We start from the raw sequence: 26,286 nt of genomic DNA, 5'->3' as shown, positions 1-26,286 counted from the left end.
CGGCACCCCCGCTGGAGGTGCCGCGCGGCGGGACGTCGTAGGTTCGCGGCATGACGAGGAAAGCTTTGACGGCGGGCCTGGTGGCGATGATGTCGCTGGTGGCCCTCGAGTACATGGCGGTCGCGACCGCGATGCCGGTCGTCGCCGAGGAGCTGGGCGGCGTCGAGCTGTACGGGCTGGCCTTCAGCGGGGCGATGGCGGCGAGCGTGGTCGGCACGGTGCTCGGCGGGCGGTGGGCGGACCTGCGCGGGCCGCGCGCGCCGCTGTGGACGGGCGTGGCCGGGTTCGCCGCCGGCCTGGCGGTGGCCGGCCTCGCGCCGAGCATGGAGGTGCTGATCGCCGGGCGCTTCGTGCAGGGCTTCGGCGGGGCGCTGGTCAGCGTGGCCCTGTACGTGGTGGTGGCGCGGGTCTATCCCGAGAGCCTGCACCCGAAGGTGTTCTCGTTGTTCGCGACGGCGTGGGTGGTGCCGTCGATGGTCGGGCCGGCCGTCGTGGGCGTGGTGACCGACACGCTCGGCTGGCGGTGGGTGTTCCTGCTGGTGCCGGTCCTGACCGTGGCGGCCGGGCTGGTGCTGCTGCGCGGGCTGGCCGGGCAGCCGGTCAGCGGCGGGCAGCGCGCGCCCGCCCCCGGGCTGGCGGCGAAGGTCGCGTGGGCGGCGGTGACCGCGGTGGGGGCCGGGCTCATGCAGTACGGCAGCGGCGGCACCGGCGAGGGCGGCGGCTCCTGGCGGTGGATCCTGCTGGCCGCCGGGCTGGCGGTGCTGGCCGTGGCGCTGCCGAGGCTGCTGCCCGCCGGGACGCTGCGGGCCGCCCGCGGGCTGCCGTCCGTGGTGGGGCTGCGCGGGCTGGCCGCCGGGGCGTTCTTCGCGGCCGAGGTCATGGTGCCGCTGATGCTGCGCGAGCAGCGCGGGCTGTCCACGACGGCGGCCGGGCTGGTGCTCACGGGCGGGGCGCTGAGCTGGTCGTTCGCGTCGTGGCTGCAGGGGCGGGAGGTCTTCGGGCAGCGGACGAACCTGCGGCTCGGCGCGGGCATGATCGCGCTCGGCGTCCTGGTGATGGGGGCGGTGACGGTGCCCGCGGTGCCGGTGGCGGTGGCCTACCCGGCGTGGATCGTCACGGGGTTCGGGATCGGGCTGGTGTACCCGACGCTGTCGGTGCTGACGCTGGAGCTGTCGGCGCCGGGCGAGCAGGGGGAGAACAGCTCGGCGCTGCAGGTGGGCGAGTCGGTGTTCTCGGTGGTGTCGGTGGCGGTGACCGGGGCGCTGTTCGCGGCGGCGGGGTCGGGGTACTGGGCGGTGTTCGCGGCGACGCTGGCGATGGCGCTGGCGGGGCTGGCGATCGCGCCCCGGGCGTTCCGGGCGAAGGCGTCCGGGACCGGTCCCGCGGGTGCGGCGGAACCGGTCGCCGGAGAGGTCAGCCGGTCCGGCTGACCCGGCGGCGGGCCGCGAGGCGGCGGGCGAGCGGCGTCAGCAGGGCCAGGACGGCCAGCGCCAGCAGCCCGGCCGCGACCGGGCTGCGCACCAGGACGCTCACGTCGCCCGCCCCGATCGCCAGCGCCCGCCGGAGCTGGATCTCCGCCATCGGCCCCAGGATCATGCCGATCACCGCCGGGGCGACCGGCAGCCCGAAGCGCCGCATGGCGTAGCCGAGCAGGCCGAGGACGTACAGCACGAACAGGTCCACGACGGTCCCGTTCAGCGCGTACACGCCGAGCGCGGCGAACAGCACGATCCCGGCGTACAGGTACGGCCTCGGCACCCGCAGCACCTGCGCCCACACCGGGGCCAGCGGCAGGTTGAGCACCAGCAGCATGGTGTTGCCGATGAACAACGAGGCGATCATGCCCCACACCAGCGCCGGGTTGTGGTCGAAGAGCTGCGGCCCGGGCTGCAGGCCGTACTGCTGGAAGGCGGCCAGCATGATCGCCGCGGTCGCGGACGTGGGCAGGCCCAGCGTCAGCAGCGGCACGAGGGTGCCGGCGGCGGAGGCGTTGTTGGCCGCCTCCGGCCCGGCGACGCCCTCGATGGCGCCCCGGCCGTACTCCTCGCGGGCCACGCCGCGCGCGAGCCGCCGCTCGGCCGCGTACGACAGGAACGTCGGGATCTCGGCCCCGCCCCCCGGCAGCGCCCCGAACGGGAACCCCAGCGCCGTGCCCCGCAACCACGGCAGCCAGGAGCGCCGCCAGTCCGAACGCCCCATCCACGCCCACCCCACCGGCACCACGGAGGGCGGGGAGTGGCGCAGCCGCGAGGCCACGTACAGGGCCTCGCCCAGCGCGAACAGGCCGACCGCGACGATCACCACGTCGATGCCGTCGAGGAGCTGCGGGATGCCGAGCGTGAGCCGCGCCTGCCCGGTCTGCTGGTCGATGCCGATCAGCCCGATCACCAGGCCGAGGCCGAGCGAGGCCAGGCCGCGCACGACCGAGCGCGACAACACCGACGACACGGCGGTGAACGCGAGGACCGCCAGCGCGAAGTAGTCCTCGGGCCCGAACGAGATCGCGAACGCCACCACCGCGGGCGCCGCCACGACCAGCAGCGCCGTCGCGATCGTGCCGGCCACGAACGAGCCGATGGCCGCCGTGGCGAGGGCCTGCGCCGCCCGCCCGCGCCTGGCCATCTTGTTGCCCTCCAGCGCCGTGATCATGGACGAGGACTCGCCCGGCGTGTTGAGCAGGATGGACGTGGTCGAGCCGCCGTACATGCCGCCGTAGTAGATGCCGGCGAACATGATGAACGCGCTGGCCGGCGGCACCGTGAAGGTGATCGGCAGCAGCAGCGCCACCGTCATCGCGGGCCCGATGCCGGGCAGCACCCCGACCAGGGTGCCGAGCGTGACGCCGATCAGCGCGTACATGAGGTTGACGGGGGTGAGCGCGGCGGCGAAGCCGTCGAGCAGCAGCTCCAGGGAGGTCACCTCAGATCACCCCCGCCAGCGGCCCGGCCGGCAGCGTCACGCCGAGCCCCTTGACGAACAGCAGGTACGTCGCCACGCCCATCACCACGGCGACCACGGCCGCCCGGACCTTGCGCTCGGCCCCGAGCGCCACCGACAGCCCGAAGAACAGCAGGCTCGCGCCGATGACCCAGCCGAGCAGGTCCAGCAGCGCCGCGAACGCCAGGAAGATCCCGCTCACCAGCAGCACGCTCCGCCAGTCGGCGGGGGCGCCGGCGTCCACGTCCTCGCTCTCCTCGGGGTCGCCGTGCCCGCCGCGCAGCACGTCGAGGACGTAGCAGCCGCCGACGACCACCATGGCCCCGCCGACCAGCACGGGGAAGAACCGCGGCCCGAGCCCGAGCTGGGAGGCCGCGGCCGAGACGTCGAGCGTCCCGGCGATCACGAACACCCCGAGGCCGAGCACCACGAGCGCGAGCCCGAGTTCGGGCCGCCACCAGCGCGTCATCAGGACACGAGCCCCATCTCGGCGATGATGCCCTTGACCCGGGCCTGCTCGGAGCTCAGGTAGTCGGCGAACTGCTGACCGGTCTGGAAGGAGTCGATCCAGCCGTTCTTGGCCACGGCGTCCTTCCACGGCTGCGAGTCGTGCATCTTGGTGACCAGGTCGGTGAGGGCCTTCTTGTCGGTCTCGGACAGGCCGGCCGGGGCGACGAAGCCGCGCCAGTTGGCCAGCTCCACGTCCAGGCCGCCCTCCTTGAGGGTGGGCGCGTCCAGCTCGGGCAGGCGCTGCCCGGAGGTGACGCCGAGCGCGCGCAGTTTGCCCGACCTGACGTGCTCGGCGAACTCCGAGACGCCCGAGATGCCCGCAGTGACCTTGTCGCCGAGCAGTTCGTTCAGCGCCTCGCCGCCGCCGGAGTGGGCGATGTAGTTGACCTGCTTGGGGTCCACGCCCGCGGCCTTGGCCATGAGCCCGGCCACGATGTGGTCGGTGCCGCCCGCCGAGCCGCCGGAGATCGACACCTTGGCCGGGTCGGCCTTCCAGGCCGCCACCAGGTCGGCCAGCGTCTTGTACGGCGAGGCCGCCGGCACCACGACGATCTCGTACTCCTCGGTCAGCTTGGCGATCGGCGTGGTCTCGGCCAGCGTGACCGTCGACTTGTTCTGCTCGATCGCGCCCACCATGACCAGGCCCATGGTCATGAGCAGGTTGCCGTTGCCCTTCTCGCCGGCGAGCTGGGCCAGGCCGATGGTGCCGCCCGCGCCCGGCACGTTGTACACCTCGACCTTGCGGTCCGGGGCGGCGGTCTTGAGCGCCTGCTCGGCGGTGCGGGAGGTCTGGTCCCAGCCGCCGCCGGGCGCGGCCGGGGCCATGATGCGCAGGGTGCCCGAGGCGCTGGTGCCGCCGCCCTGGCTGCCGCAGCCGGTCAGGACGCCGAAGGAGAGCGCCGCGAGCGCGGCGAGGATGCGCAAGCGCATGATCGAACTCCAGGGAGGGATTTCACGGTTATGAAACTGGGATGGTGAAGCCCCTTCCGGTCGGCGTCGAGGCTTTGCATGCTTGCCGTCGTAGTGGTCGTATTGGTCGTGACCTGGGTTCGTCGGGATGTGGCTCGGAAGACGCGTGCGTGAGGCGCCGCTGGGCACCCAGCTGTTCGTGCTCCAGATGGTGATCGTGCTGCTCGCCGTCGGCGGCACCGCCGGGGTGTGGGCGGGGCACACCCGCGAGCAGCTCGACGCCCTGCACCAGCAGCGGGCGCTCGCCATCGCGCAGTCGGTGGCCGCGCTCCCGCAGGTCCGCGACGCCTTCCGGCTGCCCAGCCCGGAGAGCGTGCTCCAGCCGCTGGCGATGGCCGTGCAGCAGGAGACCGGCGCCGACTACGTCGTCATCGCCAACGCCGAGCAGCGCCGCTACGCCCACCCCAACGCCTCGCTCATCGGCAAGCGGCTGTCCACCGACGGCACGGTGGTGCTGCGCACCGGGCGGAGCTGGGTCGGCACCGAGACCGGCACCATCGGCACCACCGTCAGGGGCAAGACCCCGATCCGCGACGAGTACGGCACCGTCATCGGCCTGGTCTCCGTCGGCATCCTGGAGACCACGGTCTTGAACCAGCTCGGGGCCGCGCTGCCGCCGCTGGTGTGGACCGCGCTCGCGGTCATGCTGGCCGGGCTGGCGCTGGCCGCGCTGATCACCGCCCGGGTGCGCCGGCAGACGTTCGGGCTGGAGCCCCGGGAGATCGCCACGCTGCTGGAGCAGCGCGAGGGCGTGCTGCACGGCGTCAAGGAGGGCGTGCTCGCGCTCGACCTCGACGGCCGGGTCACGCTGGTCAACGACGCCGCCCGCGAGCTGCTGGGCGCGGTCGCCGAGGGCGAGGACCTGTCCCGGCTGCCGGTCTCGGCCCGCCTCCGCGACGTGCTCGGCGGCGCCGACCCGGGCGAGGACCGCGTCGTGCTGCACGGCGAGCGCGTGCTGGTGCTCAACCGCACCCCCGTGTCGGTACGCGGCCGGCACCTCGGCTGGGTGGTCACCCTGCGGGACCGCACCGAGCTGATCCGGCTGGCCCGCGAGCTGGACGACGCCAGCAGCGCCACCGACGCCCTGCGCGCGCAGGCCCACGAGTTCGCCAACCGCATGCACACCGTCGTCGGCCTGCTGGAGCTGGGCGAGCACGAGGCCGCGATCGGCTACATCACCCGCACCACGCGCGGCGCGTACGCGAGCGACCTGCGCGACCGCGTCCAGGAGCCGACGCTGGCGGCGCTGCTGCTGGCCAAGTCGGCCGAGGCGGCCGAGCGGGGCGCGACGCTGGTGCTGGCGGAGGACTCCCGGGTGCCCGAGGGGGCGCTCGGCGACCCGCAGGACGCCGTGCTCGTCGTCGGCAACCTGGTGGCCAACGCCATCGACGCGCTGGACGGCGCGCCCGGCACGATCGAGGTGTCGGTCCTCGCCGGGCCGGACGGGTTGCGCGTGCGGGTCGGCGACTCCGGCCCCGGCATCGCCCCCGACCTGGTCGAGGAGGTGTTCAGGGAGGGCTTCACGACGAAGGCGGCGCACTCGGGGCCGCGCGGGCTCGGCCTCGCCCTGACCCGGCAGGCGTGCCTGCGGCGGGGCGGCTGGGTCCGGGTGGGCAACGCGGGCGGCGCGGTCTTCACCGCCCTGCTGCCTCCGGTGGCCGTCCGATGAGCGACGTGCGCGTGCTGGTGGTCGACGACGACTTCATGGTGGCCCGCATCCACGCGGGCTACGTCGCCCGCGTGCCCGGCTTCCGGGTCGTGGCGACGGCCCACACGGGTGCGGACGCCCTCGCCGCCGCGGCCGAGCTGCGGCCCGACCTCGTGCTGCTCGACATCTACCTGCCCGACCGGTCGGGGCTGGAGGTGCTGAAGGCGCTGCACGACGTGGACGTCCTGATGATCAGTGCCGCCCGGGACGTGCCCACGGTGCAGGAGGCGATGCGGGGCGGCGCGGTGAACTACCTCATCAAGCCGTTCACCGCCGCCGCCCTGGCCGACCGCCTCCGCCAGTACGCCGACACCCGCCGCCGCCTGACGTCCATCGGCCCCGAGGCCCGCCAGGACGACGTGGACCGGCTCTTCGGCGCGCCGGCCGCGGCCGCGCCCATGCCGAAGGGGCTGTCCGCGGCCACCTGCGCGCTGGTCGCCGCCACGCTGCGGGAGGCGGGGCGCGACCTGTCCGCGGCCGAGACCGCCGAGCTCACCGGCCTGTCGCGGGTGAGCGCCCGCCGTTATCTCGAACATCTGTGCACGGCGGGGCAGGCCGGGCTGCGGCCGCGTTACGGTACGGCGGGCCGTCCGGAGCATCGCTACCGGTGGCTAGGTTGACACACTTCCGTAGCCATTTCCCGTGACATATGCGGATCCCCGTGCCTTACTGTTGCCTGAGACTTGGCTGCGGACCGGGAGGAGATTGAGGCGTGCGAAACGCCGGACCGATCGAATCACCGACCGACCCGTTCGCCTCGGTGCCCCTGCCCACGTCGAGCGTCTCCAGGAAGCCGCGGATCGAAGGACTGCCGCCGGGCGTCTCCCGGGACATCTTCGGCCCGCCGGACCGCCAGGAGGCACGGCCGGCGCAGGGTCCGGGCGCCGCGGGCGGTCCCGCCGCCGGCGCGCTGCCCCCGGTGGCGCCGCCGGCCCAGCCCTGGCCGATGAAGGAGAAGGAGCCGGCGCCGCCGCCCGGCCCCGTGTTCGGGCCGGGGCCGGAGGAGCGCCCCTCCTACGACGCCGACGCCGAGCCGCCCCGCAGGCGGCGGCTCCTGCCGGGGCTCGCGCTTCTGGTGGTCGTGCTGGCCGCGCTGGCGTACGTGGTGCCCGCCGTCTTCATGTCCGGCTCGGTCTTACGCGGCACCCACGTGGCCGGCGTGGACATCGGCGGCCTGACCGTCACCCAGGCGGCCGACAAGCTCCGCGCTGAGCTGGGCGCCAAGCTCAGCAGGCCGGTCATCGTGGAGATCGGCGACAGGAAGGACACCGTGCAGGCCGACGAGGCCGGGCTCGAGCTCGACGTGGTCGGCACCATCGGGCAGGCGCCCAGCGGCTTTCCCGGCCCCCTGGAGGTGTGGCGGGGACTGACCGGCACCACCGAGCTCCAGCCGAAGATCAACATCGACTCCTCCCAGCTCGCCAGGACCGTCGAGGGCCTGGCCGAGGCCGTGGACAAGCCCGCCGTCGAGGGCCGCGTCACCTTCACCGGGCTGCAGCCCAGGGCCCGCCGGCCCGCCGACGGCGTGCTGCTCGACCGCGACGACGCCGTGCGCCGCATCGGCGAGGCGTTCCTGCGCGGCGGCGGCAACGTCGTCCTCACCCTGCGGCCCGCCAAGCCCGTCACCACCCCCGAGGCCGTGCAGGCCGCCCTGGCCAAGGCCCGCCAGGCGGTGGCCGCCCCGCTGACGCTGACCGCGGGCGCCAAGCAGGCGCAGGTCCCGCCCGCGACGATCGCGGCGAACCTGGCGTACGTGCCGGACGGCGACGGGACGCTGACGCCGCAGTTCGACGCCAAGGCGGTGCTGGCCGGCCTGGAGAGCACGCTGGTGGACGCCGCCCAGCAGCCGCGCGACGCCACGTACCAGATCGTGGACGGCACGCCGGTGCTGGTGCCCTCGCGCACCGGCCGGGGCGTCAACGACAAGCTGCTGGCCAGGGACGCCGAAAGGGTCTTCGACACCGGCGGCGCCCGGGTCGTCCCGGTGCGGCTCGGCACGGTCGAGCCCGCCGTCACCACCCAGCAGGTGCGCGGGCTCGGCATCAAGGAGGAGGTCGCCTCCTTCACCACCTCCTTCGACTGCTGCCAGGCCCGCGTCACGAACATCAGGCGCATGGCCCAGCAGCTCGACGGCCATCTGGTGAAGCCGGGGGAGACGTTCTCGCTCAACGACGTGCTCGGCGAGCGCACCGTCGAGGACGGCTACGTCGAGGCCGGCCAGATCGTCGGCGGCCGCATGGTCAACGTCGTCGGCGGCGGTGGCTCGCAGTTCGCCACGACCCTGTACAACGCGGCCTTCTTCGGCGGCTACGAGGACGTCGAGCACCAGCCCATGGACTACTACGCGCCGCGCTACCCGGCCGGCCGCGACGCCGCGCTGCTCTACCCCGACACCGACCTGAAGTGGCGCAACGACTCCGAGCACGGCGTGCTGATCAAGACCGCCTCCACCGACACCTCCGTGTCGGTGACGTTGTGGAGCACCAAGCGCTACGACAAGGTCGAGGCGGTCGAGTCGGAGCGGCGCGACGTCGTTCCGTTCCGGCGGGAGGTCAGCTCGGAGCCCGGCTGCCTGCCCACGGTCGGGCAGGAGGGCTTCACCATCGACGTCACCCGCGTCTTCCACAAGGACGGCAAGGTCGTCAAGCGGGACGCCAAGCTGACCACCGAGTACCGGCCGCAGGCCCAGATCACCTGCACCGGCAGCGGCCAGTAGCGGCTCCAGGACAGCGGCTCCAGGACAGCGGCTCCAGGACAGCGGCTCTAGGACAGCGGGACGGACAGGACGCGGTCGTCGCCCTGGCGTGGCGCGCCGCGTCCGTCCTCGTTGCTGGTGCCGACCCAGAGCGCGGAGCCGTCCGGCGTGGCGGTGACGGCGCGGAGGCGGCCGTAGCGGCCGGTGTAGTGGGCGACCGGCCTGCCGGGCGAGCCGTCGGCCGACAGCGGGATCTGCCACAGGCGCTGGCCGCGCAGCGCCCCGACCCACAACGAGCCGCCCGCGTAGGCCATCCCGGACGGCGAGGCGTCGGAGGTGGGCCAGGTGGCGATCGGGTTCACGTACCGGGAGTCGTCGCCGCGGCCCTCGACCTCGGGCCAGCCGTAGTTGCCGCCCGGCTTGATCTGGTTCACCTCGTCCCAGGTGTTCTGGCCGAACTCGCTGGCGTACAGGCGGCCCTCCTGGTCCCACGCGAGGCCCTGGACGTTGCGGTGGCCGTAGCTGTAGACGAGCGTGCCGAACGGGTTGCCGGGGGCGGGGGCGCCGTCGGTGGTCAGGCGCAGGATCTTGCCGGCGAGCGAGCCGCGGTCCTGGGCGAGAGGGCGGTCGCCGGTCTCGCCGGTGGTGGCGTAGAGGTAGCCGTCGGGGCCGAGGGCGAGGCGGCCGCCGTTGTGGATGCCGCCCTTCGGGATGCCCTGGACGAGGACCTTGGCCGCGCCGAGGCGCTCGCCGTCGAAGGCGTAGCGGACGACGCGGTTGTCCTGCTCGGCGGTGTAGTAGAGGAAGACCTGGCGGTCCTTGACGGCCACGCCCATCAGGCCGCCCTCGCCGTCGGGGCGGGCCTCGCCGATCCTGGCGACCTCGCTGGCCCGGCCGGACGCGGTCACCCTGAGCAGCCGGGCGGAGTCGCGCTCGGTCACCAGCGCGTCGCCGCCGGGCAGGAACGCGATCGCCCACGGCACGGCCAGCCCGGTGGCGACGTCCTTCGGCGTTCCCGGACGGACGGCGCCGGTGACGGTCGCGGTGGGGGCCGCGGTGGGAGGCGCGGCCGGGGTCGTGTCGCCGGCCGCTCCCGGCCGCGTGGCGGGGGCGGCGGGCGCCGCGCCGCCGCCGCCGGAGCAGGCGGCCGTCGTCGTCAGCGTGGCCAGGAGCGCGAGCGTCCATAGCTTCCTCATGTGTTCCATACTTACCCGGGAGCCGTAGGGTTCTCGGCATGAAGACCTGGGTTCCGTCTGATTCGGTGGCTGATGTTCTGTCCGACCTGCCTGGCGTCGAATGTGCCGTTTATGACGGTACGGCCGCTGAGCCGGAGGGGATCGAGGAGGTGGAGGTCTGGGTCCCGCCGCTCATCCCGGTGCCCGACGTGCCCGGCACGCTGGCCAGGATGACCTCGTTGCGGCTGGTGCAGACCGTCACCGCGGGGGTGGACCCGTACCGGCCGTACATGCCTGACGGCGCGACCCTGTGCAACGCGCGCGGCGTGCACGACGCCGGCACCGCCGAGTGGGCGGTCGGCGCGATGATCGCGGTGCTGCGCGAGTTCCCCGAGTTCACCGACGCCCAGCGCCGCGGCGAGTGGACCTACCGCCACACCGCCGTGCTGGCCGACTCCACCGTGCTGATCGTCGGCCACGGCTCCATCGGCGCGGCGCTCGAACGCCGCCTGGAGGGCTTCGAGGTCGAGGTCGTCCGGGTGGCGCGCACCGCGCGCGAAGGCGTGCACGGCCTGGCCGAGCTGCCCGCCCTGCTGCCCCGCGCGGACGTCGTGGTGCTGCTCGTCCCCTCCACGCCCGAGACCGCGGGCATGGTGGACGCCGCCTTCCTCGGCCGGATGCGCGACGGCGCGGTGCTGGTCAACGCCGCCCGCGGCAGCGTCGTCGACACCGACGCCCTGATCGCGGAGCTCAAAACGGGCAGGCTGCGCGCCGCGCTGGACGTGACCGCGCCCGAGCCGCTGCCCGCGGGCCACCCCCTGTGGAGCGCGCCGGGCGTGCTCATCACCCCGCACGTGGCGGGCAGCACCCCCGCCTCCGGGCGGCGGATGCTGCGCCTCATCAGGGCTCAGCTCTCGCGTTACCTCGCGGGGGAGGAACTGGCCAACGTCATCACCGAGTCCTACTGACGTGACCCGTACTGAGAGGATTCCGGAACGTGGCTGGTCCGTGACCTGCGGTGCGTACGGTTACGTTTGCAGGGAGTTCCTGACTCACTGTCAAGGGACTCTTGGCGGCAATGGGTCTGTGTGGTTATCAGATCGGTGACGACATCGGCGTTGTCACCACCCGCGCGCCCGCGACCGCACACACTGGCGAGGTGATCGCCGGGCTTCGGCGGTCGCAGGTGCAGAGTTCGAGACGGGATGGGCAACGACTGTGATCCGCTGGCGTGATCCACGTGCGCCGCTGACCGCCGCGATCGCGGCAGGCGTGGTGGTGCTCGCTGCCGCGTTCCTGAAGGACGACCAGTCCCTCGTCGCCGGAGCGGTCATCGGAGGGGTGGCGGCGCTGGCCGCCGCTGCCTCGCTGCTGGTCGCCTCGCTACGGTCGGGCGGCCACCGCCCGACCGCCATGGGCGCCCGCTGGATGGGCGGCGGCGCCGTCATCTGGGGGGCCGGGCTGGCGCTGCGCCCGTTCGACGGCGGTTTCGCCGCCGGCTTCGCGGACCTGTTCCTGCTGCTCGGCGTCGCGGTCACCGCGGGCGGCACGCTCATCGCCGCCGACCGCAAGCTGCCCGCCCGGGCGGTGTTACGGCACATCACCGACTCCTACCTGTGCGCGGCCTCGCTCTTCCTCATCGGCTGGGTGGTGCAGCTCCGCCACGTCTACGAGGCCGCCGCCGACCCTCCGGCGTTCACCCTGGTCATGCTGCCGCCGATGCTCGGCCTGCTGGTGACCTGCGCCGTGCTGCCGTCGGTGGCCGCGAGCAGGTCGGCCTCCTGGTCGCTGAGCCTGGCCGGCGCCGTGACGCTGGTCGCGATGACCGTGGCCGGCCTGGCCATCGCCACCGCCCGGCTCGACGGCGGCGTGCCGCCGGTGTGGGCGGTCCTGTTCGCGCCCGTGGTGTTCCTGCTGCTGGCCGGCGTGCCCTGGGTCGAGTGGGACGGGCCCGCGGGCGGCCCCGCGGCGCGCAACCTCGTCGCGATCGTGCCGCTGGCGCTGGTCGCCGTGGCCGCCGCGACACTGCTGGCGCACGTCGCCGGCGGGCACGCCGAGCAGCCCGTGACCGGCGTCGTGGTGATCGCGGTCAGCGTGGTGCTGCTCCTGCTGGTGCGGCTGTTCGTGGTGTCGGCGGTCAACGCGCGCCTGCGCGGCCTGGTCCGGCTCGGCGAGCGGCAGCTCAGGGAGCTGGCCGAGAGCACCGGCGACGTGGTGTTCCTGTGCGACTACGAGGGCGTGGTCCGCGAGATCGGCCCCGGCGTCGAGGTCACCTACGGCTACCCGCCCGACGAGCTGGTCGGCGGGTCCATCTTCGACTACATCCACCCCGAGGACGTCCCCGGCATCCAGGCCGCGCTCCGCGCCATGGGCCTCGACGAGGAGAACGCCACCGCCGGCGCCTGCCTCATCGCCTGCCGGGTGCGCGCCGCCGACGGCACCTGGCGGCCCACCGAGTCCGTCGCCACCCGGCACGTCGGCGGCGACGAGCTGATGCTGGTCACCACCAGGGACGTCAGCGACGAGGAGGCCCTGCGCAACCAGGTCGCCCACCTGACCTTCCACGACGGCGTCACCGGCCTGCCCAACCGCGCCTACTTCGAGGAGCGCACCCGCGAGGTGCTCTCCGGCCGCACCGCCGGCACCGTCGCGGTGATCTTCCTCGACCTCGACGGCTTCACCTCGGTCAACGACTCCGTCGGGCACGCCAGCGGCGACTACCTCCTCGGGCAGGCCGCGCGGCGGCTGCGCGGGGCCGTACGCGCCGACGACACGCTCGCCCGCTGGGGCGGCGACGAGTTCGCGGTGCTGGTGGAGACCGGCGGCGAGGCGCAGGTCGCGGTCGACCTGGCCGAGCGGCTGGTCCGCGCGGTGTCGCAGGAGCCGTTCCGGGTGGCCGACCGCGACGTGGCGCTGACCGCCAGCGTGGGCGTGGCCTTCGCCGAGGACGACATGCCCGCGGGCGACCTCATCCGCAACGCCGACGTGGCCATGGCGCGCTCCAAGGAGCTGGGCGGCCGGCGCGTGGAGGTGTTCGCCGCGCAGATGCACGCCGACGTGCTGCGCCGCCTGGAGCTGGCCGCCGACCTGCAACGCGCGCTCATCGAGCACCAGTTCGCGATCGAGTACCAGCCCGTGGTGGACCTCGCGACCTCGCGCGTCACCGCCGTCGAGGCGCTGGTGCGGTGGTGGCGGGGCTCGGTGTTCGTGCCGCCCGAGCAGTTCCTCGGCCCGGCCGAGGACACCGGGCTGATCGTGCCGCTCAGCGAGTGGATCCTGCGCGAGGCGTGCCGCGAGGTGGCCGCCTGGCGGGCCTCGTCCTGGGACATCGGCCTGTCGCTCAACCTGTCGGCGCGCCAGATCACCGCGCCCCGCTTCGTCGAGACCGTCGCCGAGGCGCTGGCCGAGAGCGGGCTGCCCGCCTCCGCGCTCACCCTCGAGGTCATCGAGGAGATGCTGGTCGAGGACGCCGAGGAGACGATCCGGCGGCTGTCGGAGCTGCGCGCGCTCGGCGTGCGCCTGGCCATCGACGACTTCGGCACCGGCTACGCCTCGCTGGCCTTCCTGCGCCAGCTGCCCGTCGACATGATCAAGATCGACCCGTCCTTCGTGGCGGGGCTGGGCCGCGACGACACGCTGACGCTGCTCACCCGCACGATCGTGCGGCTCGGGCACGACCTGGGGCTGATCGTGGTGGCCGAGGGCATCGAACGTCCCGAACAGCTCGAACTGCTGCGGGAGATGGGCTGCACGCGCGGCCAGGGCTTCCTCGTGGCCCGCCCGATGGCGGCGCGCGGCGTCGACAAGCTGATGCGGACAAGTCTCACTGTTTGAGACTTGTGTCCACCAAGTTGACACCAGGGCGTTCGGAGCGGCTATCGTGGACGACATGCTTCGCAGTGAGATTCTCGTAGTACTTCGCCGGCGCGCAGGCCGATAGCGAAGCACGACGACCTGCGCGCCGCCCCAGTCCCGCCGTTCCGGTGGGAAGGGGCCTTTTTTATGTCCTAAGCGAGTAGCCACGCAAGGAACGAGCCGATGACCGAACGCATGACAGGTGCACAGGCCCTGGTCAGGGCGCTGGAGCACGTGGGGGTCGACACCGTGTTCGGGATCCCCGGCGGCGCCATCCTGCCCGCCTACGATCCCCTCTACGACTCGGTCAAGGTGCGGCACGTGCTTGTACGGCACGAGCAGGGCGCCGGGCACGCGGCCGAGGGTTACGCGCAGGCCACCGGGAAGGTGGGCGTCTGCATGGCGACCAGCGGCCCCGGTGCGACGAACCTGGTGACGCCGATCGCCGACGCCTTCATGGACTCGGTGCCGATCGTGGCGATCACCGGGCAGGTGGCCGCGCCGATGATCGGCACGGACGCCTTCCAGGAGGCCGACATCTCCGGCATCACCATGCCGATCACCAAGCACAACTTCCTGGTGACCGACGCCGGCGACATCGCCCGGACGATCATGGAGGCGTTCCACATCGCCTCGACCGGCCGGCCCGGCCCGGTGCTGGTGGACATCTCCAAGGACGCGCTGCAGTCCGAGACCACCTTCTCCTGGCCGCCCGTCATGCAGCTGCCGGGCTACCGGCCGGTGACGCGGCCGCACTCCAAGCAGATCCGCGAGGCGGCCAAGCTGATCGCCGAGGCCCGGCGGCCGGTGCTGTACGTCGGCGGCGGCGTGCACAAGGCGCGGGCCGCGGCCGAGCTGCTGCAGCTCGCCGAGCTGACCAACATCCCGGTCGTGACGACGCTGATGGCCCGGGGCACCTTCCCCGACGGCCACCCGCAGCACATGGGCATGCCGGGCATGCACGGCAGCGTCGCGGCGGTCGGCGCCCTGCAGAAGTCCGACCTGATCATCGGGCTCGGCGTGCGGTTCGACGACCGGGTCACCGGCGACCTGTCGACCTTCGCGCCGTACGCGAAGATCGTGCACGCCGACATCGACCCGGCCGAGATCTCCAAGAACCGGCACGCCGACGTCCCGATCGTCGGCGACTGCAAGGAGGTCCTGACCGACCTCATCGGCGCGGTGCAGGCCGGCGGGCAGAAGGGCGACTACGACGAGTGGTGGCGGCTGCTCAACGGCTACAAGAAGACCTACCCGCTGGGCTATGAGCCGTTCGCGGACGGGTCGCTGGCGCCGCAGTACGTGATGGAGCGGCTGAGCACGATCGTCGGCCCCGACGCTTACTACGTGGCCGGCGTCGGCCAGCACCAGATGTGGGCCTCGCAGTTCATCAGCTACGAGAACCCCGGCACGTTCATCAACTCCGGCGGCCTCGGCACGATGGGCTTCGCCGTGCCGGCCGCGATGGGCGCCAAGATGGGCTGCCCGGACTCGACGGTGTGGGCCATCGACGGCGACGGCTGCTTCCAGATGACCAACCAGGAGCTGGCCACGTGCGCGCTGGAGGGCGTGCCGATCAAGATCGCCGTGATCAACAACGGTAACCTCGGCATGGTCCGGCAGTGGCAGACCCTCTTCTACGACCAGCGCTACTCCAACACCGACCTGAAGACGGCGCGCCGCATCCCCGACTTCGTCAAGCTGGCCGAGGCCTATGGTTGTGTGGGTCTGCGGTGCGAGCGCGCCGAGGACGTGGACGCCGTCATCAAGAAGGCCATGGAGATCAACGACGTGCCCGTCGTGGTCGACTTCGTCGTCCACCAGGACGCGATGGTCTGGCCGATGGTCGCGGCGGGCACCAGCAACGACGACATCAAGATCGCCCGGGACATGGCGCCGAGGTGGGAGAACGAAGATGAGTAGGCACACGCTGTCCGTGCTTGTCGAGAACAAGCCCGGCGTCCTCGCGCGCGTGTCCGCGTTGTTCAGCCGGCGGGGCTTCAACATCGACTCGCTGGCCGTCGGGCCGACCGAGCACGACGACATCTCCCGCATCACGATCGTCGTGAGCGTCGAGGAACTGCCCCTCGAACAGGTCACCAAGCAGCTCAACAAGCTGGTGAACGTGCTCAAGATCGTCGAGCTGGACCCGTCGCAGTCCGTGCAGCGCGAGCTCATGCTCATCAAGGTCAAGGCCGACGCCGAGAGCCGATCGCACGTGCTGGAGCTCGTCCAGCTCTTCCGGGCCCGCTGCGTCGACGTGGCCGCCGACGCCGTGACCATCGAGGTCACCGGCACCCCCGACAAGCTGGAGGCCTTCGTCAAGGTCCTCGAGCCGTTCGGGATCAAAGAACTCGTCCAGTCGGGCATGGTGGCCATCGGCCGCGGTGCCCGTTCCATCACCGACCGGTCCCTCAGGGCACTGGACCGTACCGCCTGAATCCCGCCTGAAAGGTTTTGAGCAAGTGACCGAGATCTACTACGACGACCAGGCCGACCTGTCGATCATCCAGGGACGCCACGTGGCCGTGCTGGGGTACGGCAGCCAGGGCCACGCCCACGCGCTCTCCCTGCGTGACAGCGGCGTCGACGTGCGCGTCGGCCTGCCCGAGGGCTCCAAGAGCCGCGAGAAGGCGGAGAACGACGGGCTGCGCGTCGTCACCCCGGCCGAGGCCGTCGAGGAGGCCAACCTCACGATGATCCTCGCGCCGGACCACGTCCAGCGCGACCTGTACGCCCAGCACGTGGCGCCCAACCTGGTCGAGGGCGACGCCCTCTTCTTCGGCCACGGCCTCAACATCCGCTACGGCCTCATCGAGGCCCCCGAGGGCGTCGACGTCTGCATGGTCGCCCCCAAGGGCCCCGGCCACCTCGTGCGCCGCCAGTTCGAGGCCGGCCGCGGCGTGCCCTGCCTCGTCGCCGTCGAGAAGGATGCCTCCGGCAAGGCGCTCGACCTCGCGCTGTCGTACGCCAAGGGCATCGGCGGCACTCGCGCCGGCGCGCTGCGCACCACGTTCAAGGAGGAGACCGAGACCGACCTGTTCGGCGAGCAGGCCGTGCTGTGCGGCGGCGTGTCCGAGCTCATCAAGGCCGGCTTCGACACCCTCATCGAGGCGGGCTACCAGCCCGAGGTCGCCTACTTCGAGTGCCTCCACGAGATGAAGCTCATCGTCGACCTCATGTACGAGGGCGGCATCTCCAAGATGTACTGGTCGGTCTCCGACACCGCCGAGTACGGCGGCTACACCCGCGGGCCGCGCGTGGTCACCGAGGAGACCCGGCAGGAGATGCGCCGCATCCTGGGCGAGATCCAGGACGGGTCGTTCGCGCGTGAGCTGGTCGAGGAGTTCGACAGCGGGCAGAAGAAGTTCCAGCAGTACCGCGAGGAGCTGTCCGAGGACGCCATCGAGAAGACGGGTGCGAAGCTGCGTCCGATGATGAGCTGGCTCAAGGGCTGAGCTTCCTGGTCACTGGGAGGGCGGCTCGGCCGCCTTCCCAGGCCGAAGCTGGTTCGGGTCGGCCGTCTTGCCGGCTCAAAGGTCTTCGCGTCGGGGGCGCTTCGCGCGTGTGGGGCTCAGCCGTTTCTTCCAGCCGGGCCGGGGCCCGGCCCCTGGAGGTCTTCGCTCCGCTCAGCCGAGTTGCAACCCGTACGGAGAGCGTCACGATCATGGCGTAGGCCTGATCAGCGGCTCTGGACGCTGCCCGACCACTCGCGCAAAGCCTCGTAATCGGCGTCGCTGAGCCCTCGACCTGGGTCGACCCGGCGCAGGAGAGCGGACCCCTCCGCTCGTCCTGCTCCTCGATGTCGGAGGCCGGCTCCGGCCACACCACCACCCGCAGCCGAGGAAGGCCGAGGAGCGGCGCGATGGGCTCGTGGTGCCGAGGCGGCATCGACGATCAGGCTCAGCGCTGAGGCCGCCCGCGAGGGCGGCCTCAGGATGTGGTGTTCGGGCTTCCCCTAGGCACCTGAAGATAGTCGCTGCCTACAGTGAAGCAGGGCGAGCAGGACGAGCGCAGGAGTTTGCTCCATGTATCGCGGGAACGGGCAGATCGCGCACGAGGGCCGGGGCGGGGGACGGGGCCGGGGTGTAGGGAAGGGTCAGCGCTTGTCGCAGAACACGGCCTTGACGAGCCGGTCCAGCGCCTTCGGGAACACCGTTCCGAGGTCGATCGCGGCGTCGCCCATGGTGAGCGAGGCGGTCAGGGTCCTGCTGCCGTCGGGCGTGCTGTACATCAGCGACCCATAGCCGGCGGGCGGGCTGCCGTTGTGGTCGAGGACGACGCCGGCGCAGTCCGGGCCGGTGTCCAGCACGTACATGCCGAGACCGTAGCGGCCGTACAGGCTCTCGCTCCTCGGGTCCGGGTCGCGGTACATCTCGGCCACGAGCGCGGCGGGCAGGAGCCTGCCTCGCAGCAGCGCGGTGAAGAACGTCTGGACGTCCTTGGTGGTCGAGATCATGTCGCCGGCGCCGGCCAGCATGGAGAGGTTCTGCCGGCTGACGTCCACCACCCGCCACTGGTCGCCGTCCTGGTAGCGGAGGTAGCCGTGCGCGTGCGGGCCGGGGAGCCGCGACTGGTCGCCTGGCACGAGGGTGCCGGTGAGGCCGAGCGGGCGCAGGATGCGGCGGCGCATCTCCTCGGCGTACGAGTGGCCGGTGACCTTCTCGACGAGCAGCAGGGCGAGGGTGTAGTTGGTGTTGGAGTAGCTCCAGTTCGTCCCCGGCTCGAACCGGGCCGGCTTGGACAGCGCCAGCCGCACCAGCTCCTCCGGATGGTAGGAGGTGAAGCGGTGGTCCAGCCACTCCTTGCCGGTCCCGGGGATGCCGGGCACGACCGTCCCGTCGGGGTAGTACTCGCCGGTGTAGTTGAACAGCCCGCTGTTGTGCCGCAACAGCATCCGTACCGTGATGCGCGGGTCCAGCCCCAGCTCGGGCAGGTAGCCGGCGACCGGGCTGTCCAGCCCGACCCGGCCCTCGGCGACCAGTTGCAGCACCAGGGTCGCGGTGAAGGTCTTGGTGGTGCTGCCGATCCAGTACCGCCCGTTCACCGGGGGCGCGGCGGCCGAGCCCAGCTTGCGCGCGCCGGCGCTGCCGGCCCAGTCGCCCCGCTCGTCGTGCACCCGTACCTGCACGCCGAGGAGGCCGTCGTCGACGATCTCCTGGATGGCCTGCCGCAGGTCAGGGCGGTCCTGTCCGGCGGTGGCGGCTGCCGGAGCGGCCGCCGCCGTCCCGGTGAGCAGCGCGGAGGCCAGCGCCAGCGCCGCCGTCACGGCGGCCGGCCGGGCGAGCCGCCTGCGGAGGCCGGTGAGCAACGGGTACGTCCTGCGCGGCCCCTTGGCCGCGAGCACCGATGTGTTCATGCGCCCACGGTCGCGGATCGTCCTGACGCCGGACCGTCGCGGACCTGACGCGGGCCTTACGCGTGCGCCCCGACCTGGGTGGTCGCGGCATAACGAGAATGTCGGCCGACTTGACTGTTGATCTTAGATGCACCAGATTGTTCGGGTCCTTCCGGAGCATCCCCCTCAAGGAAACCAAGAACCCATGAAGCGAACCCTCCTCGGCGTCGCCGTGGTCGCCGGCGCGGTGCAGTTCGCCGCCGTCGCGCCCGCGCAGGCGGCGCCGAAGGTCGATCCGGTGAAGGTCCTCGCGTCCGAGCTGGCGCGGGGCAAGGGCGTCAACGTGCAGGCCACGGCCAAGGTGACGTACGCGGCCGGCCAGTACATCTCCTCGTCGCTCGACGGCACCGTCGAGTTCGACCAGCGCGGCGCCCGGGCGGCCGACACCAGCCAGAACCTGCGCTACAGCAAGGACCTGCTCGCCCGGATGATGAAGGTGAGCCCCCAGGAGACCGAGGCGCTGCAGGAGTCGCCGGTCCGGGTCCTGTCCAGCGGCACGACCAGCTACGTCTCCGGCGCTGTGGTCGGCGACGCCCTGCCGGAGGGCACGAGCTGGGTGCGTTACGGCGGCACCGACGTCCCGTCCGGCAGCCTGCTGCTCGACGTCTTCGAGCCCGCCACGCTCAAGGCGCTGATGGACCACCGCTCGTCCTGGAGCGGCGGCGTCGTCAAGGGCACGATCCGGCCGGGCGGCCTCGCCAAGGCGTCCGACTCGTTCGTGGCCCGCTTCGGCAAGCAATGGAAGAAGAACAGCGGCAAGATTTCCTACGCGCTGCACCTCAGCCCCGGCGGGCTGGTCGAGCGGGTGTCGGTGAAGGGCGTGCTGCCGTACGACAAGGGCTCGGTCACCGTCGAGTCCGAGACGCGTTACACCGAGTGGGGCCGCGACACGACGGTCCTGCTGCCGCTGCAGGGCGACGTCATCGACCGGTCCCAGGTCGAGGACGAGGTGCCGGACCAGGCGCCCGCCCTCTGGAGCTGACGCCCACGGCCGCCCGGCGCCCGCCACCGTGCTCTCAGTGTGCTCTCACAGTGTGCTGAGGGTCGCGGTGAGGGCGTCGCGGGCGTCGTGGACGGGCTCGCCGTGGCCGACGCAGGCGAGCCCGGCGTCGATCCCGGCGAGCCTGCGGAAGGAACGCAGCATCTCGGCCCGGTCGAGGTTGAACACGCCGGGCATGACCTGCCCGCCCACGTGCGCGACCGTGTCGCCGGTGAACAGCACCCCGGCGCGCGGCAGGTGCAGGGCGATGCTGCCGTCGGTGTGGCCGGGCGTGTGGATCACGTGCGCGCCGCCGCCGAAACCGAGCACGTCGCCCTCCTCCAGCTCGCGGTCCACCCGGCAGGCGGGCGCGGGCGGCAGCAGGTGGGCGCCCAGGGCGCGGTGGAGCTCGCGTTCCTCGTCGGTGAAGTCGGGGGCGGGCGCGGGACGCTCGCCGCGGATCACCGGCGCCTCCAGCCGGTGCGCCAGCACGGTGACCTCGCCCCATCCGCTGACCTCGGCCGCGCCGCCGGCGTGATCCTCGTGGAAGTGGGTGAGCACGACCCGCCTGACGTCCGCCGTGGTGAAGCCCAGCTCGCCGAGCGCGGCCGCGAGGTCGCTCCCGGAGGTGGCGATCCCGGTGTCGACCAGCGTCAGCTCGCCGTCGTCGTCCCACAGGTAAGCCTGGCCGAACTCCAGCAGGATCAGGTGCAGCTCGGGACGGAGTCGTTCGATCTTCATGGGGTGGCCCTTCGCGTTCGGTCGGGCACCAGCAAAGTCGCAGGCGGGTCGCGTTGTCCAACAACGATCCCCGGACATTGACAACCAGTGGTTGGTAATCCAGGCTCGGACGGATGGAGGCCGACATCGAGGGCCTGCGCGCCTTCGTCGTGACCGCGGAGGAGCTGCACTTCGCCCGGGCCGGCGCGCGGCTGTTCATCACCCAGCAGGCGCTGTCCAAGCGCGTCCGCCGCCTGGAGGAGGCCCTGGCGGTCCCGCTGTTCCGGCGCAGCACCCGGGCGGTGGAGCTGAGCGAGGAGGGACGGCGGCTGCTGCCGCACGCGATCGAGGCCGTCGCCGCCTTCGACCGGGCCGTGCGCGCGGTGCGCGGGCAGGAGGAGCCGCTGCGGGTGGACGTCTACGACGAGCGGTTCACGCCCCTGCGGCTGGTGCGCCGGGCCAGCGAACGCGACCCGCGGGTGCGGATCGAGCTGAGCATGCGGCAGGGGTTGTCGGCGGCGTTGCCCGCGCTGCGGCGGCAGGAGATCGACGCGGCCTTCGGACGGGTCCACGGCACGCCGACGCCGTGGCCGGCCGAGCTCGCGTACCGGCTGGTGCGGCTGGAGCCGCTGCACGCGTTCGTCCCGGAGGACCACCGGCTCGCCGGCAAGGACGTGCTGCGCCCGGCCGACCTGCGCGAGGCGGGCATCGCCATGCCCGACCCGGCGGGCGCCACCGAGTGGCGGGACTACCTGCGGCGGCTGGCCGACCGCTTCGGGGCGCCGCTCCGGTTCAACGCGCCGGCCATCGGCCAGCGGCACCTGGTGGAGCAGTTCCTTGCCGAGAAGGAGGCAGTGGGGCTGGGGGAGAGCAGCATCGACCCGGCGGGCAGCGGGCTGCGCCGCATCCCGATCGTCCGGCCGACGCCGCTCCTGCCCTGGTCGGTGGTGTGGCACCGGCGCAACCCGCGGCCGCTGCTGCGGGCGTTGCTGCGCCAGCTCCGCGCGTGCGCGCCGCCCGCGCAGCCCGACCCGGAGGTGTGGCTGCCGGAGACCGACCTCGGCCCCGTGCCGTGAGGCGCCGGGTCATCCGGCGGTAAAGACCTTCCCCTGGTTGCGGAAAGGGCTGCTCCTGGCGCGGCTCACGGGCAGGGCTTTGTGGAGCCGCCGTTCGAGGGGGAGCGTATGCACGAGGAGGATCGGCCGGAGCAGGTCCAGCCGCCCGCAGTCACGCCCGCGGGTGGGCCCGCGGACCCGGACGTGTACCTCGACGTGCCGGTGCTCAAGGTCGAGGAGATCAAGCTCGAGGTCGAGGACCTGCGGGCGCGCGTCTCGCTGGAGGCGGACGTGCTCGACCTGCTGCGGCTGCACGTCGGCGTGGACGCCGGGCTCAACCGCGTCAACCTGGACATCAAGGGCGTTGAGGCTCAGGCGTTGCTGAAGGTGCGGCTGGACAACGTGGCGCTGATCATCCAAGAGGTGCTGCGGACGATCGACCACAATCCGCAGCTCATCGAGAACGTGACGCGAGGCGTGGGGGCGGCCATCGGCGAGGTTGGCACGGGAGCCGGGCGGGCGGTCCGCGACGTGGGGACGGGCGCCGGTCAGGCGGTCCGCGACGTCGGCACCGGTGCCGGGCGGGCCGTTCGTGACGTGGGGGCGGGGGCGGGGGAGGCCGTCCGCGACGTCGGGACGGGTGCCGGGCGGGCCGTTCGTGACGTGGGAGCGGGTGCCGGGCGGGTCGTGGGCGAGGTCGGCGTGGACGGGGTCGGGGAGGTCGCCGGCGAGGTGGTGCGTGACGCGCCCGCGGTGGCCGAGCCCGGCACGACGACGAACGCCGTGACGGATGCTGCGACGGACGCCACGACGAATGTCACGCGAGCCAGGCCACCAGCGCCTCCAGCGCCTCCAGCGCCGCCTGCGCCCCCGAGCCCGCTTCCGCCCGAAGGCCCGCCTGCCCCGAAGAGCCCGCCTGCCCCGAAGAGCCGGCCTGCGCCGAAGGGTCCGCCGCCGCCGGAGAGCCGATCTGTGCCGAAGGGCCCGCCTCCGTCCGAGAGCGAGCCCGCGCCCGAGCGGGAGCCTGCGGCCAAGGGCGAGTCTGCAGCCAAGGGCGAGCCTGCGGCCAAGGGTGAGCCTGCGCCGGAGAGCCCGACTCCGCCCTCCCGCCCCCGCTCCTCGTCCGCCTCGGCAGAGCCGCAGCCGGGCCAGCCGGACCAGCCGGATCATCCGGGCCAGCCCGAGAAGCCCGCCGCCCGCGAGCCGGCCAAGGAGGCCGGGAACCTCACCCTCGGCTCCGCCCTGCGGGACCTGGGCCGGGCGGCCAGGCAGGCGGGCCTGCGCCGGTTGCGGGACATGGCCAACGACCGCCGCGACCCCCGCCGGTCAGGGCAGCGGGGCCGCCCCTCATGACGGGCGATCACCGGCCCGACCCCCGGCTGACGGCGTCCGCGGACATCGTCTTCGCCGCCACCGTCCGGGCGGAGCGCATCTGCTTCGACCGGGCGCCGCCCGTGACGGTGACGTTCAGCGGCGAGCCGGGCGAGGAGTCCGCGTCCGGGAGCCGTCGCGCGGGCCTGCCCGACCGCGTGGCGGAGCGCCGGGTCTACCGCGAGGTCCGGGTCGACTACGTGATCGCGGCCCGGCTCGCCGGGCACGGACCGGACGCCGAGGAGCGTCCTGGCTAGGCGTCCGCGGACCTGCCGAGGGCGCTGCCCGCCAGCCACTCCTCCCACGTCTTGGCCCACGGCGTCGGCCCGTTGCCGAACCGCAGCCGGCGCGAGGTGCCTTTGACCTGGATGATGTCCCCGCGCTGGGTGAACCGGTAGAACCAGTGGGCGTCGGCCAGGCTGACGTTGACGCACCCGTGGCTGACGTTGCGGCTGCCCTGGTCGCTGACGGACCAGGGCGCGGCGTGGAAGAACATGCCGCTGTAGGTGAGCCGGACGTTCCACTTGGTGTGCGCGAAGTACTCGCCGGGTCTGCCGACGGTGGCGGAGTCCATGAGGAAGTCGGGGGCCTTCTCCTGCGCGATCATGGTGCCGGAGTAGCTCTCGTCGCCCCGTTTGCCGAGGCTGACCGGGATCGTCTTGACGATCCGGCCGTTCTCGCGCACGACGGCGCGGTGGGTCCTGTCACGGATCTCGGTGATGTGCTGGGGGCCGACGGTGAAGGTGACGCTGCGGTCCCTGGCGCCCCAGACGTCCCGGCCGACGGACAGGCCGGCCAGGTGGGCGACGACCGTGACGCGCTCGCCGCTCGGCCAGTACGCGCGCGGCCGGAACTGCACCTCCCGGTCGCTGACCCAGCTCCAGGCGCCCTCGACCGGCTTCGACATGCGGACGGTGAGCGACCGTTCGACGGCGGCCCGGTCCTCCCGCGCGGTCACCGGCCGCGACAGCAGGAGCTGGATCGGCATCCCGACGCCGACCCGCTCGCCGTCGAGGGGGGACATGCCGCTCTCCAGCACCCGCTTGGGCTTGAGGGTAGTGAACGCGGTCCGCCCGGTCACCTGTGCGCCGTCCGTGCCGGTGGCCCGGGCGCGCACGGTGTAGGCGGCCGAGGGCCGCAGCGGCCAGGCCGGCCGCCAGGTGCCGGTCGCGTCGGTCCGGCCGGGGACCTCGCGGCCCTGCTCGTCGGCGACGATCACCCCGGTGAGCGTGCCGTCGGTGACCTTGACGCTGATCGCGGTGTCCGGCGGGACCTTCCGCGTCCCGTCGGCGGGCGTGATCGACAGCTTGGCCGCCCGGCCGGGGTCCTGCGGGGCCGCGGGCCGCGGCGGGCCGGGGCCGTCCTGGGCGCATCCGGCGAGCAGGAGCAGCAGCACCGTCAAGGTGCCGACAGCCGTGGGTCCGCCAACCGTGGGTCCGCCATTCCGCATCGACGATGCCTCCAGTCCCCCGACAAATGGGCATATCAGGGCCTAGAGGGCCCTAGAGATGATACGGACCGTGCTATCCCCATAACTCATCGTATTCATGCAAGACCCTTCCTTAGATATATCGTTCGATATAGCATCCGACTCATGATGATGAACGCGCGCCGCGCCCCCGGCGGCTTCGGCCCCACCGGGCGCGTCTTCGGGCCGGGCGAGCTGCGCCTGGCCGTGCTCGCGCTGATCGCCGAGCAGCCCGGCCACGGCTACCAGATCATGAGCCGCCTGTCCGACCGCTTCAACGGCACCTACGAGCCCAGCGCCGGCTCCATCTACCCCACCCTCCAGCTCCTGGAGGACGAGGGCCTGGTCCGCGTCGAGCAGGCCGACGGCCGCAAGGTCCACCACGTCACCGACGACGGCCGCCGCGTCGTGGCGGAGCAGGCCGCCGAGATCGAGCGGCTGTGGGGGCGGGCGGCCAGCAGGGGCGAGTGGGGCCTGTTCCGCGAGCCGGAGGCGGCCGAGATCGTCGGCCCCGCGCTGCGCCTGGTCAAGGCCGCGGTGAAGGCGCTCGCGCACAGCCACGGCGACCCCCGGGTGGTCGAACGCATCCAGGAGATCTTCGTCGAGGCCCGCCGCCGCATCGAGGACCTGGACCCGAGGAGGGGGCGGTGACCGCGACCCGGCCGGGCCTGGCCCGGCGGCTGCTGGACCGGATGCTCGTGACGGGAGAGATCGTCGAGGTGGAGGAGGTGGCCCCGCGCATGCGCCGGATCAGGATCGGCGGCGAGGCCCTCGCCGGGCTCTCCTGGACGCCGGGCCAGCACGTGCGGGTGCTCATCGGTGACGGCGGCGGCCTGCTGGGCGGGGTCCTGCGGACGTACTCGGTGTGGGCCCACGACCCCACCTGGGAGGCCCTGGACCTGATCGGCCTCGACCACGGCGGCGACGCCCCTGGAGCCCGCTGGGTGCGGGCGGCCGCGCCCGGCCAGGAGGTGGCCTTCACCCGTCCCGACGGGAGCTTCGTGCTGCGGGAGGAGGCCCGCTACCACCTGTTCGCGGGGGAGGAGACGGCGGCGGTCGCGTTCGGCGCGATGTTGCGCGCCCTGCCGCGCGAGGCGGCGGCGTACGGCGTGGTGGAGGCCGAGCGGCCCGGCGACCACCTCGGGCTGCCGCGCGAGCTGACCCGGGTGTGCCGGGAGGGCGCCCTGGCGGCCGGGTCCGCGGTGCTGGTGGACGCCGTGCGCGCGCTGGACCTGCCGGACCGGCCGGGCGTCGCCTACCTGGCGGGCGAGGCCCGCACCGTCCAGGCGATCCGCGCGCACCTGGTGCACGAGCGTGGCTGGAGCCGCAGGGACGTGCGCACGAAGCCGTTCTGGACGCCCGGCCGCCGCGGTCTCGACTGACGAGCCGTCCCGGATCCCCTCTGGCGCCCGATAAAAATACCGGTATAGTTATCGCCGTATCGAC

The 26,286-nt window shown here is 72.9% G+C and carries 22 protein-coding genes; 15 read left to right on the top strand and 7 right to left on the bottom strand.

All coding sequences use genetic code 11. The features are described from left to right. The first annotated feature begins 50 nt into the window (after positions 1–50). On the top strand, positions 51–1,430 hold the full coding sequence (locus MF672_RS03115) for an MFS transporter (RefSeq protein ID WP_242373471.1): 1,380 nt from the start codon (positions 51–53) through the stop codon (positions 1,428–1,430). Here the strand turns inward: MF672_RS03115 and MF672_RS03110 are convergent. The 3 genes from MF672_RS03110 to MF672_RS03100 are packed head-to-tail and all read right to left on the bottom strand — an operon-like array spanning position 1,414 to position 4,377. Beyond that, entirely contained in the window at positions 1,414–2,919 is a 1,506-nt protein-coding gene (locus MF672_RS03110; protein ID WP_242373470.1) for a tripartite tricarboxylate transporter permease, read from the bottom strand. The two genes, MF672_RS03115 and MF672_RS03110, sit on opposite strands and share 17 nt — an antisense overlap. 1 nt (position 2,920) lies before the next feature. Continuing rightward, complete coding sequence (locus MF672_RS03105; RefSeq protein WP_242373469.1) at positions 2,921–3,406, bottom strand: tripartite tricarboxylate transporter TctB family protein; 486 nt, start codon at positions 3,404–3,406, stop codon at positions 2,921–2,923. Then, positions 3,406–4,377, bottom strand: coding sequence for a tripartite tricarboxylate transporter substrate binding protein (locus MF672_RS03100; RefSeq protein ID WP_242373468.1), 972 nt, complete (start codon positions 4,375–4,377; stop codon positions 3,406–3,408). The genes MF672_RS03105 and MF672_RS03100 overlap by 1 nt, the downstream gene beginning before the upstream one ends. A 145-nt stretch (positions 4,378–4,522) precedes the next feature. Between MF672_RS03100 and MF672_RS03095 the strand changes: the two genes are divergently transcribed. The 3 genes from MF672_RS03095 to MF672_RS03085 all read left to right on the top strand — a co-directional run bounded on the left by MF672_RS03095 (position 4,523) and on the right by MF672_RS03085 (position 8,840). After that, a complete protein-coding gene (locus MF672_RS03095) occupies positions 4,523–6,085 on the top strand; it encodes an ATP-binding protein (protein WP_242373467.1) in 1,563 nt (520 codons plus the stop codon). Continuing rightward, a complete protein-coding gene (locus tag MF672_RS03090; RefSeq protein WP_242373466.1) occupies positions 6,082–6,744 on the top strand; it encodes a response regulator in 663 nt (220 codons plus the stop codon). The genes MF672_RS03095 and MF672_RS03090 overlap by 4 nt, the downstream gene beginning before the upstream one ends. 92 nt (positions 6,745–6,836) lie before the next feature. Further along, positions 6,837–8,840 (top strand): VanW family protein, encoded by a 2,004-nt coding sequence (locus MF672_RS03085; protein WP_242373465.1) that lies wholly within the window; start codon positions 6,837–6,839, stop codon positions 8,838–8,840. 47 nt (positions 8,841–8,887) lie between these two features. On the opposite strand, the gene MF672_RS03080 is transcribed toward MF672_RS03085, so the two are convergent. Further along, positions 8,888–10,015 (bottom strand): PQQ-dependent sugar dehydrogenase, encoded by a 1,128-nt coding sequence (locus tag MF672_RS03080; protein ID WP_242373464.1) that lies wholly within the window; start codon positions 10,013–10,015, stop codon positions 8,888–8,890. A 149-nt stretch (positions 10,016–10,164) separates the two neighbouring features. Here MF672_RS03080 and MF672_RS03075 point away from each other — a divergent pair, with 149 nt between their 5' ends. The 5 genes from MF672_RS03075 to ilvC all read left to right on the top strand — a co-directional run bounded on the left by MF672_RS03075 (position 10,165) and on the right by ilvC (position 17,307). Then, a complete protein-coding gene (locus MF672_RS03075) occupies positions 10,165–10,962 on the top strand; it encodes a 2-hydroxyacid dehydrogenase (protein WP_242373463.1) in 798 nt (265 codons plus the stop codon). Between the two features lie 250 nt (positions 10,963–11,212). After that, positions 11,213–13,828: a putative bifunctional diguanylate cyclase/phosphodiesterase gene (locus MF672_RS03070; protein WP_242373462.1), complete on the top strand. Its 2,616-nt coding sequence runs from the start codon at positions 11,213–11,215 to the stop codon at positions 13,826–13,828. 204 nt (positions 13,829–14,032) lie between these two features. Next, the gene (locus tag MF672_RS03065) at positions 14,033–15,772 is read left to right on the top strand and encodes an acetolactate synthase large subunit (RefSeq protein ID WP_242373461.1); all 1,740 of its coding nucleotides are present in this window, start codon (positions 14,033–14,035) and stop codon (positions 15,770–15,772) included. Continuing rightward, positions 15,765–16,289, top strand: a complete 525-nt coding sequence (gene ilvN / locus MF672_RS03060; protein ID WP_242373460.1) for an acetolactate synthase small subunit — start codon at positions 15,765–15,767, stop codon at positions 16,287–16,289. Before MF672_RS03065 ends, ilvN begins: the two co-directional genes overlap by 8 nt. Positions 16,290–16,323: 34 nt before the next feature. Then, entirely contained in the window at positions 16,324–17,307 is a 984-nt protein-coding gene (gene ilvC / locus MF672_RS03055) for a ketol-acid reductoisomerase (RefSeq protein ID WP_242373524.1), read from the top strand. A 641-nt stretch (positions 17,308–17,948) separates the two neighbouring features. Here the strand turns inward: ilvC and MF672_RS03050 are convergent. Continuing rightward, positions 17,949–18,968 carry a serine hydrolase domain-containing protein gene (locus MF672_RS03050; RefSeq protein ID WP_407654755.1) on the bottom strand — a complete coding sequence of 340 codons (1,020 nt, stop codon included), beginning with the start codon at positions 18,966–18,968 and terminating at the stop codon, positions 17,949–17,951. 424 nt (positions 18,969–19,392) lie between these two features. On the opposite strand from MF672_RS03050, the gene MF672_RS03045 reads away from it, so the two are divergent. Then, positions 19,393–20,229, top strand: a complete 837-nt coding sequence (locus MF672_RS03045; RefSeq protein ID WP_242373458.1) for a hypothetical protein — start codon at positions 19,393–19,395, stop codon at positions 20,227–20,229. Positions 20,230–20,274: 45 nt separating this feature from the next. On the opposite strand, the gene MF672_RS03040 is transcribed toward MF672_RS03045, so the two are convergent. Further along, the gene (locus tag MF672_RS03040) at positions 20,275–20,967 is read right to left on the bottom strand and encodes an MBL fold metallo-hydrolase (protein WP_242373457.1); all 693 of its coding nucleotides are present in this window, start codon (positions 20,965–20,967) and stop codon (positions 20,275–20,277) included. Positions 20,968–21,080: 113 nt separating this feature from the next. Between MF672_RS03040 and MF672_RS03035 the strand changes: the two genes are divergently transcribed. From MF672_RS03035 to MF672_RS03025, 3 genes are all read left to right on the top strand, one after another. Further along, positions 21,081–22,022, top strand: coding sequence for a LysR family transcriptional regulator (locus tag MF672_RS03035; protein ID WP_242373456.1), 942 nt, complete (start codon positions 21,081–21,083; stop codon positions 22,020–22,022). 108 nt (positions 22,023–22,130) lie between these two features. Next, positions 22,131–23,354, top strand: coding sequence for a hypothetical protein (locus MF672_RS03030; RefSeq protein ID WP_242373455.1), 1,224 nt, complete (start codon positions 22,131–22,133; stop codon positions 23,352–23,354). Further along, on the top strand, positions 23,351–23,629 hold the full coding sequence (locus MF672_RS03025; RefSeq protein WP_242373454.1) for a hypothetical protein: 279 nt from the start codon (positions 23,351–23,353) through the stop codon (positions 23,627–23,629). Before MF672_RS03030 ends, MF672_RS03025 begins: the two co-directional genes overlap by 4 nt. Here MF672_RS03025 and MF672_RS03020 read toward each other — a convergent pair. Then, positions 23,626–24,768, bottom strand: a complete 1,143-nt coding sequence (locus MF672_RS03020; protein ID WP_242373523.1) for a L,D-transpeptidase — start codon at positions 24,766–24,768, stop codon at positions 23,626–23,628. The genes MF672_RS03025 and MF672_RS03020 overlap by 4 nt on opposite strands. Before the next feature lie 198 nt (positions 24,769–24,966). On the opposite strand from MF672_RS03020, the gene MF672_RS03015 reads away from it, so the two are divergent. Next, positions 24,967–25,491: a PadR family transcriptional regulator gene (locus MF672_RS03015; protein WP_242373453.1), complete on the top strand. Its 525-nt coding sequence runs from the start codon at positions 24,967–24,969 to the stop codon at positions 25,489–25,491. Continuing rightward, positions 25,488–26,222 (top strand): siderophore-interacting protein, encoded by a 735-nt coding sequence (locus MF672_RS03010; RefSeq protein WP_242373452.1) that lies wholly within the window; start codon positions 25,488–25,490, stop codon positions 26,220–26,222. Before MF672_RS03015 ends, MF672_RS03010 begins: the two co-directional genes overlap by 4 nt. Positions 26,223–26,286 lie beyond the last annotated feature (64 nt).

It is taken from the genome of Actinomadura luzonensis (assembly GCF_022664455.2).
GTDB lineage: Bacteria > Actinomycetota > Actinomycetes > Streptosporangiales > Streptosporangiaceae > Nonomuraea > Nonomuraea luzonensis.
Note: the sequence above shows the minus strand (reverse complement) of the source record. Positions and strands in the feature narration are given on the sequence as shown.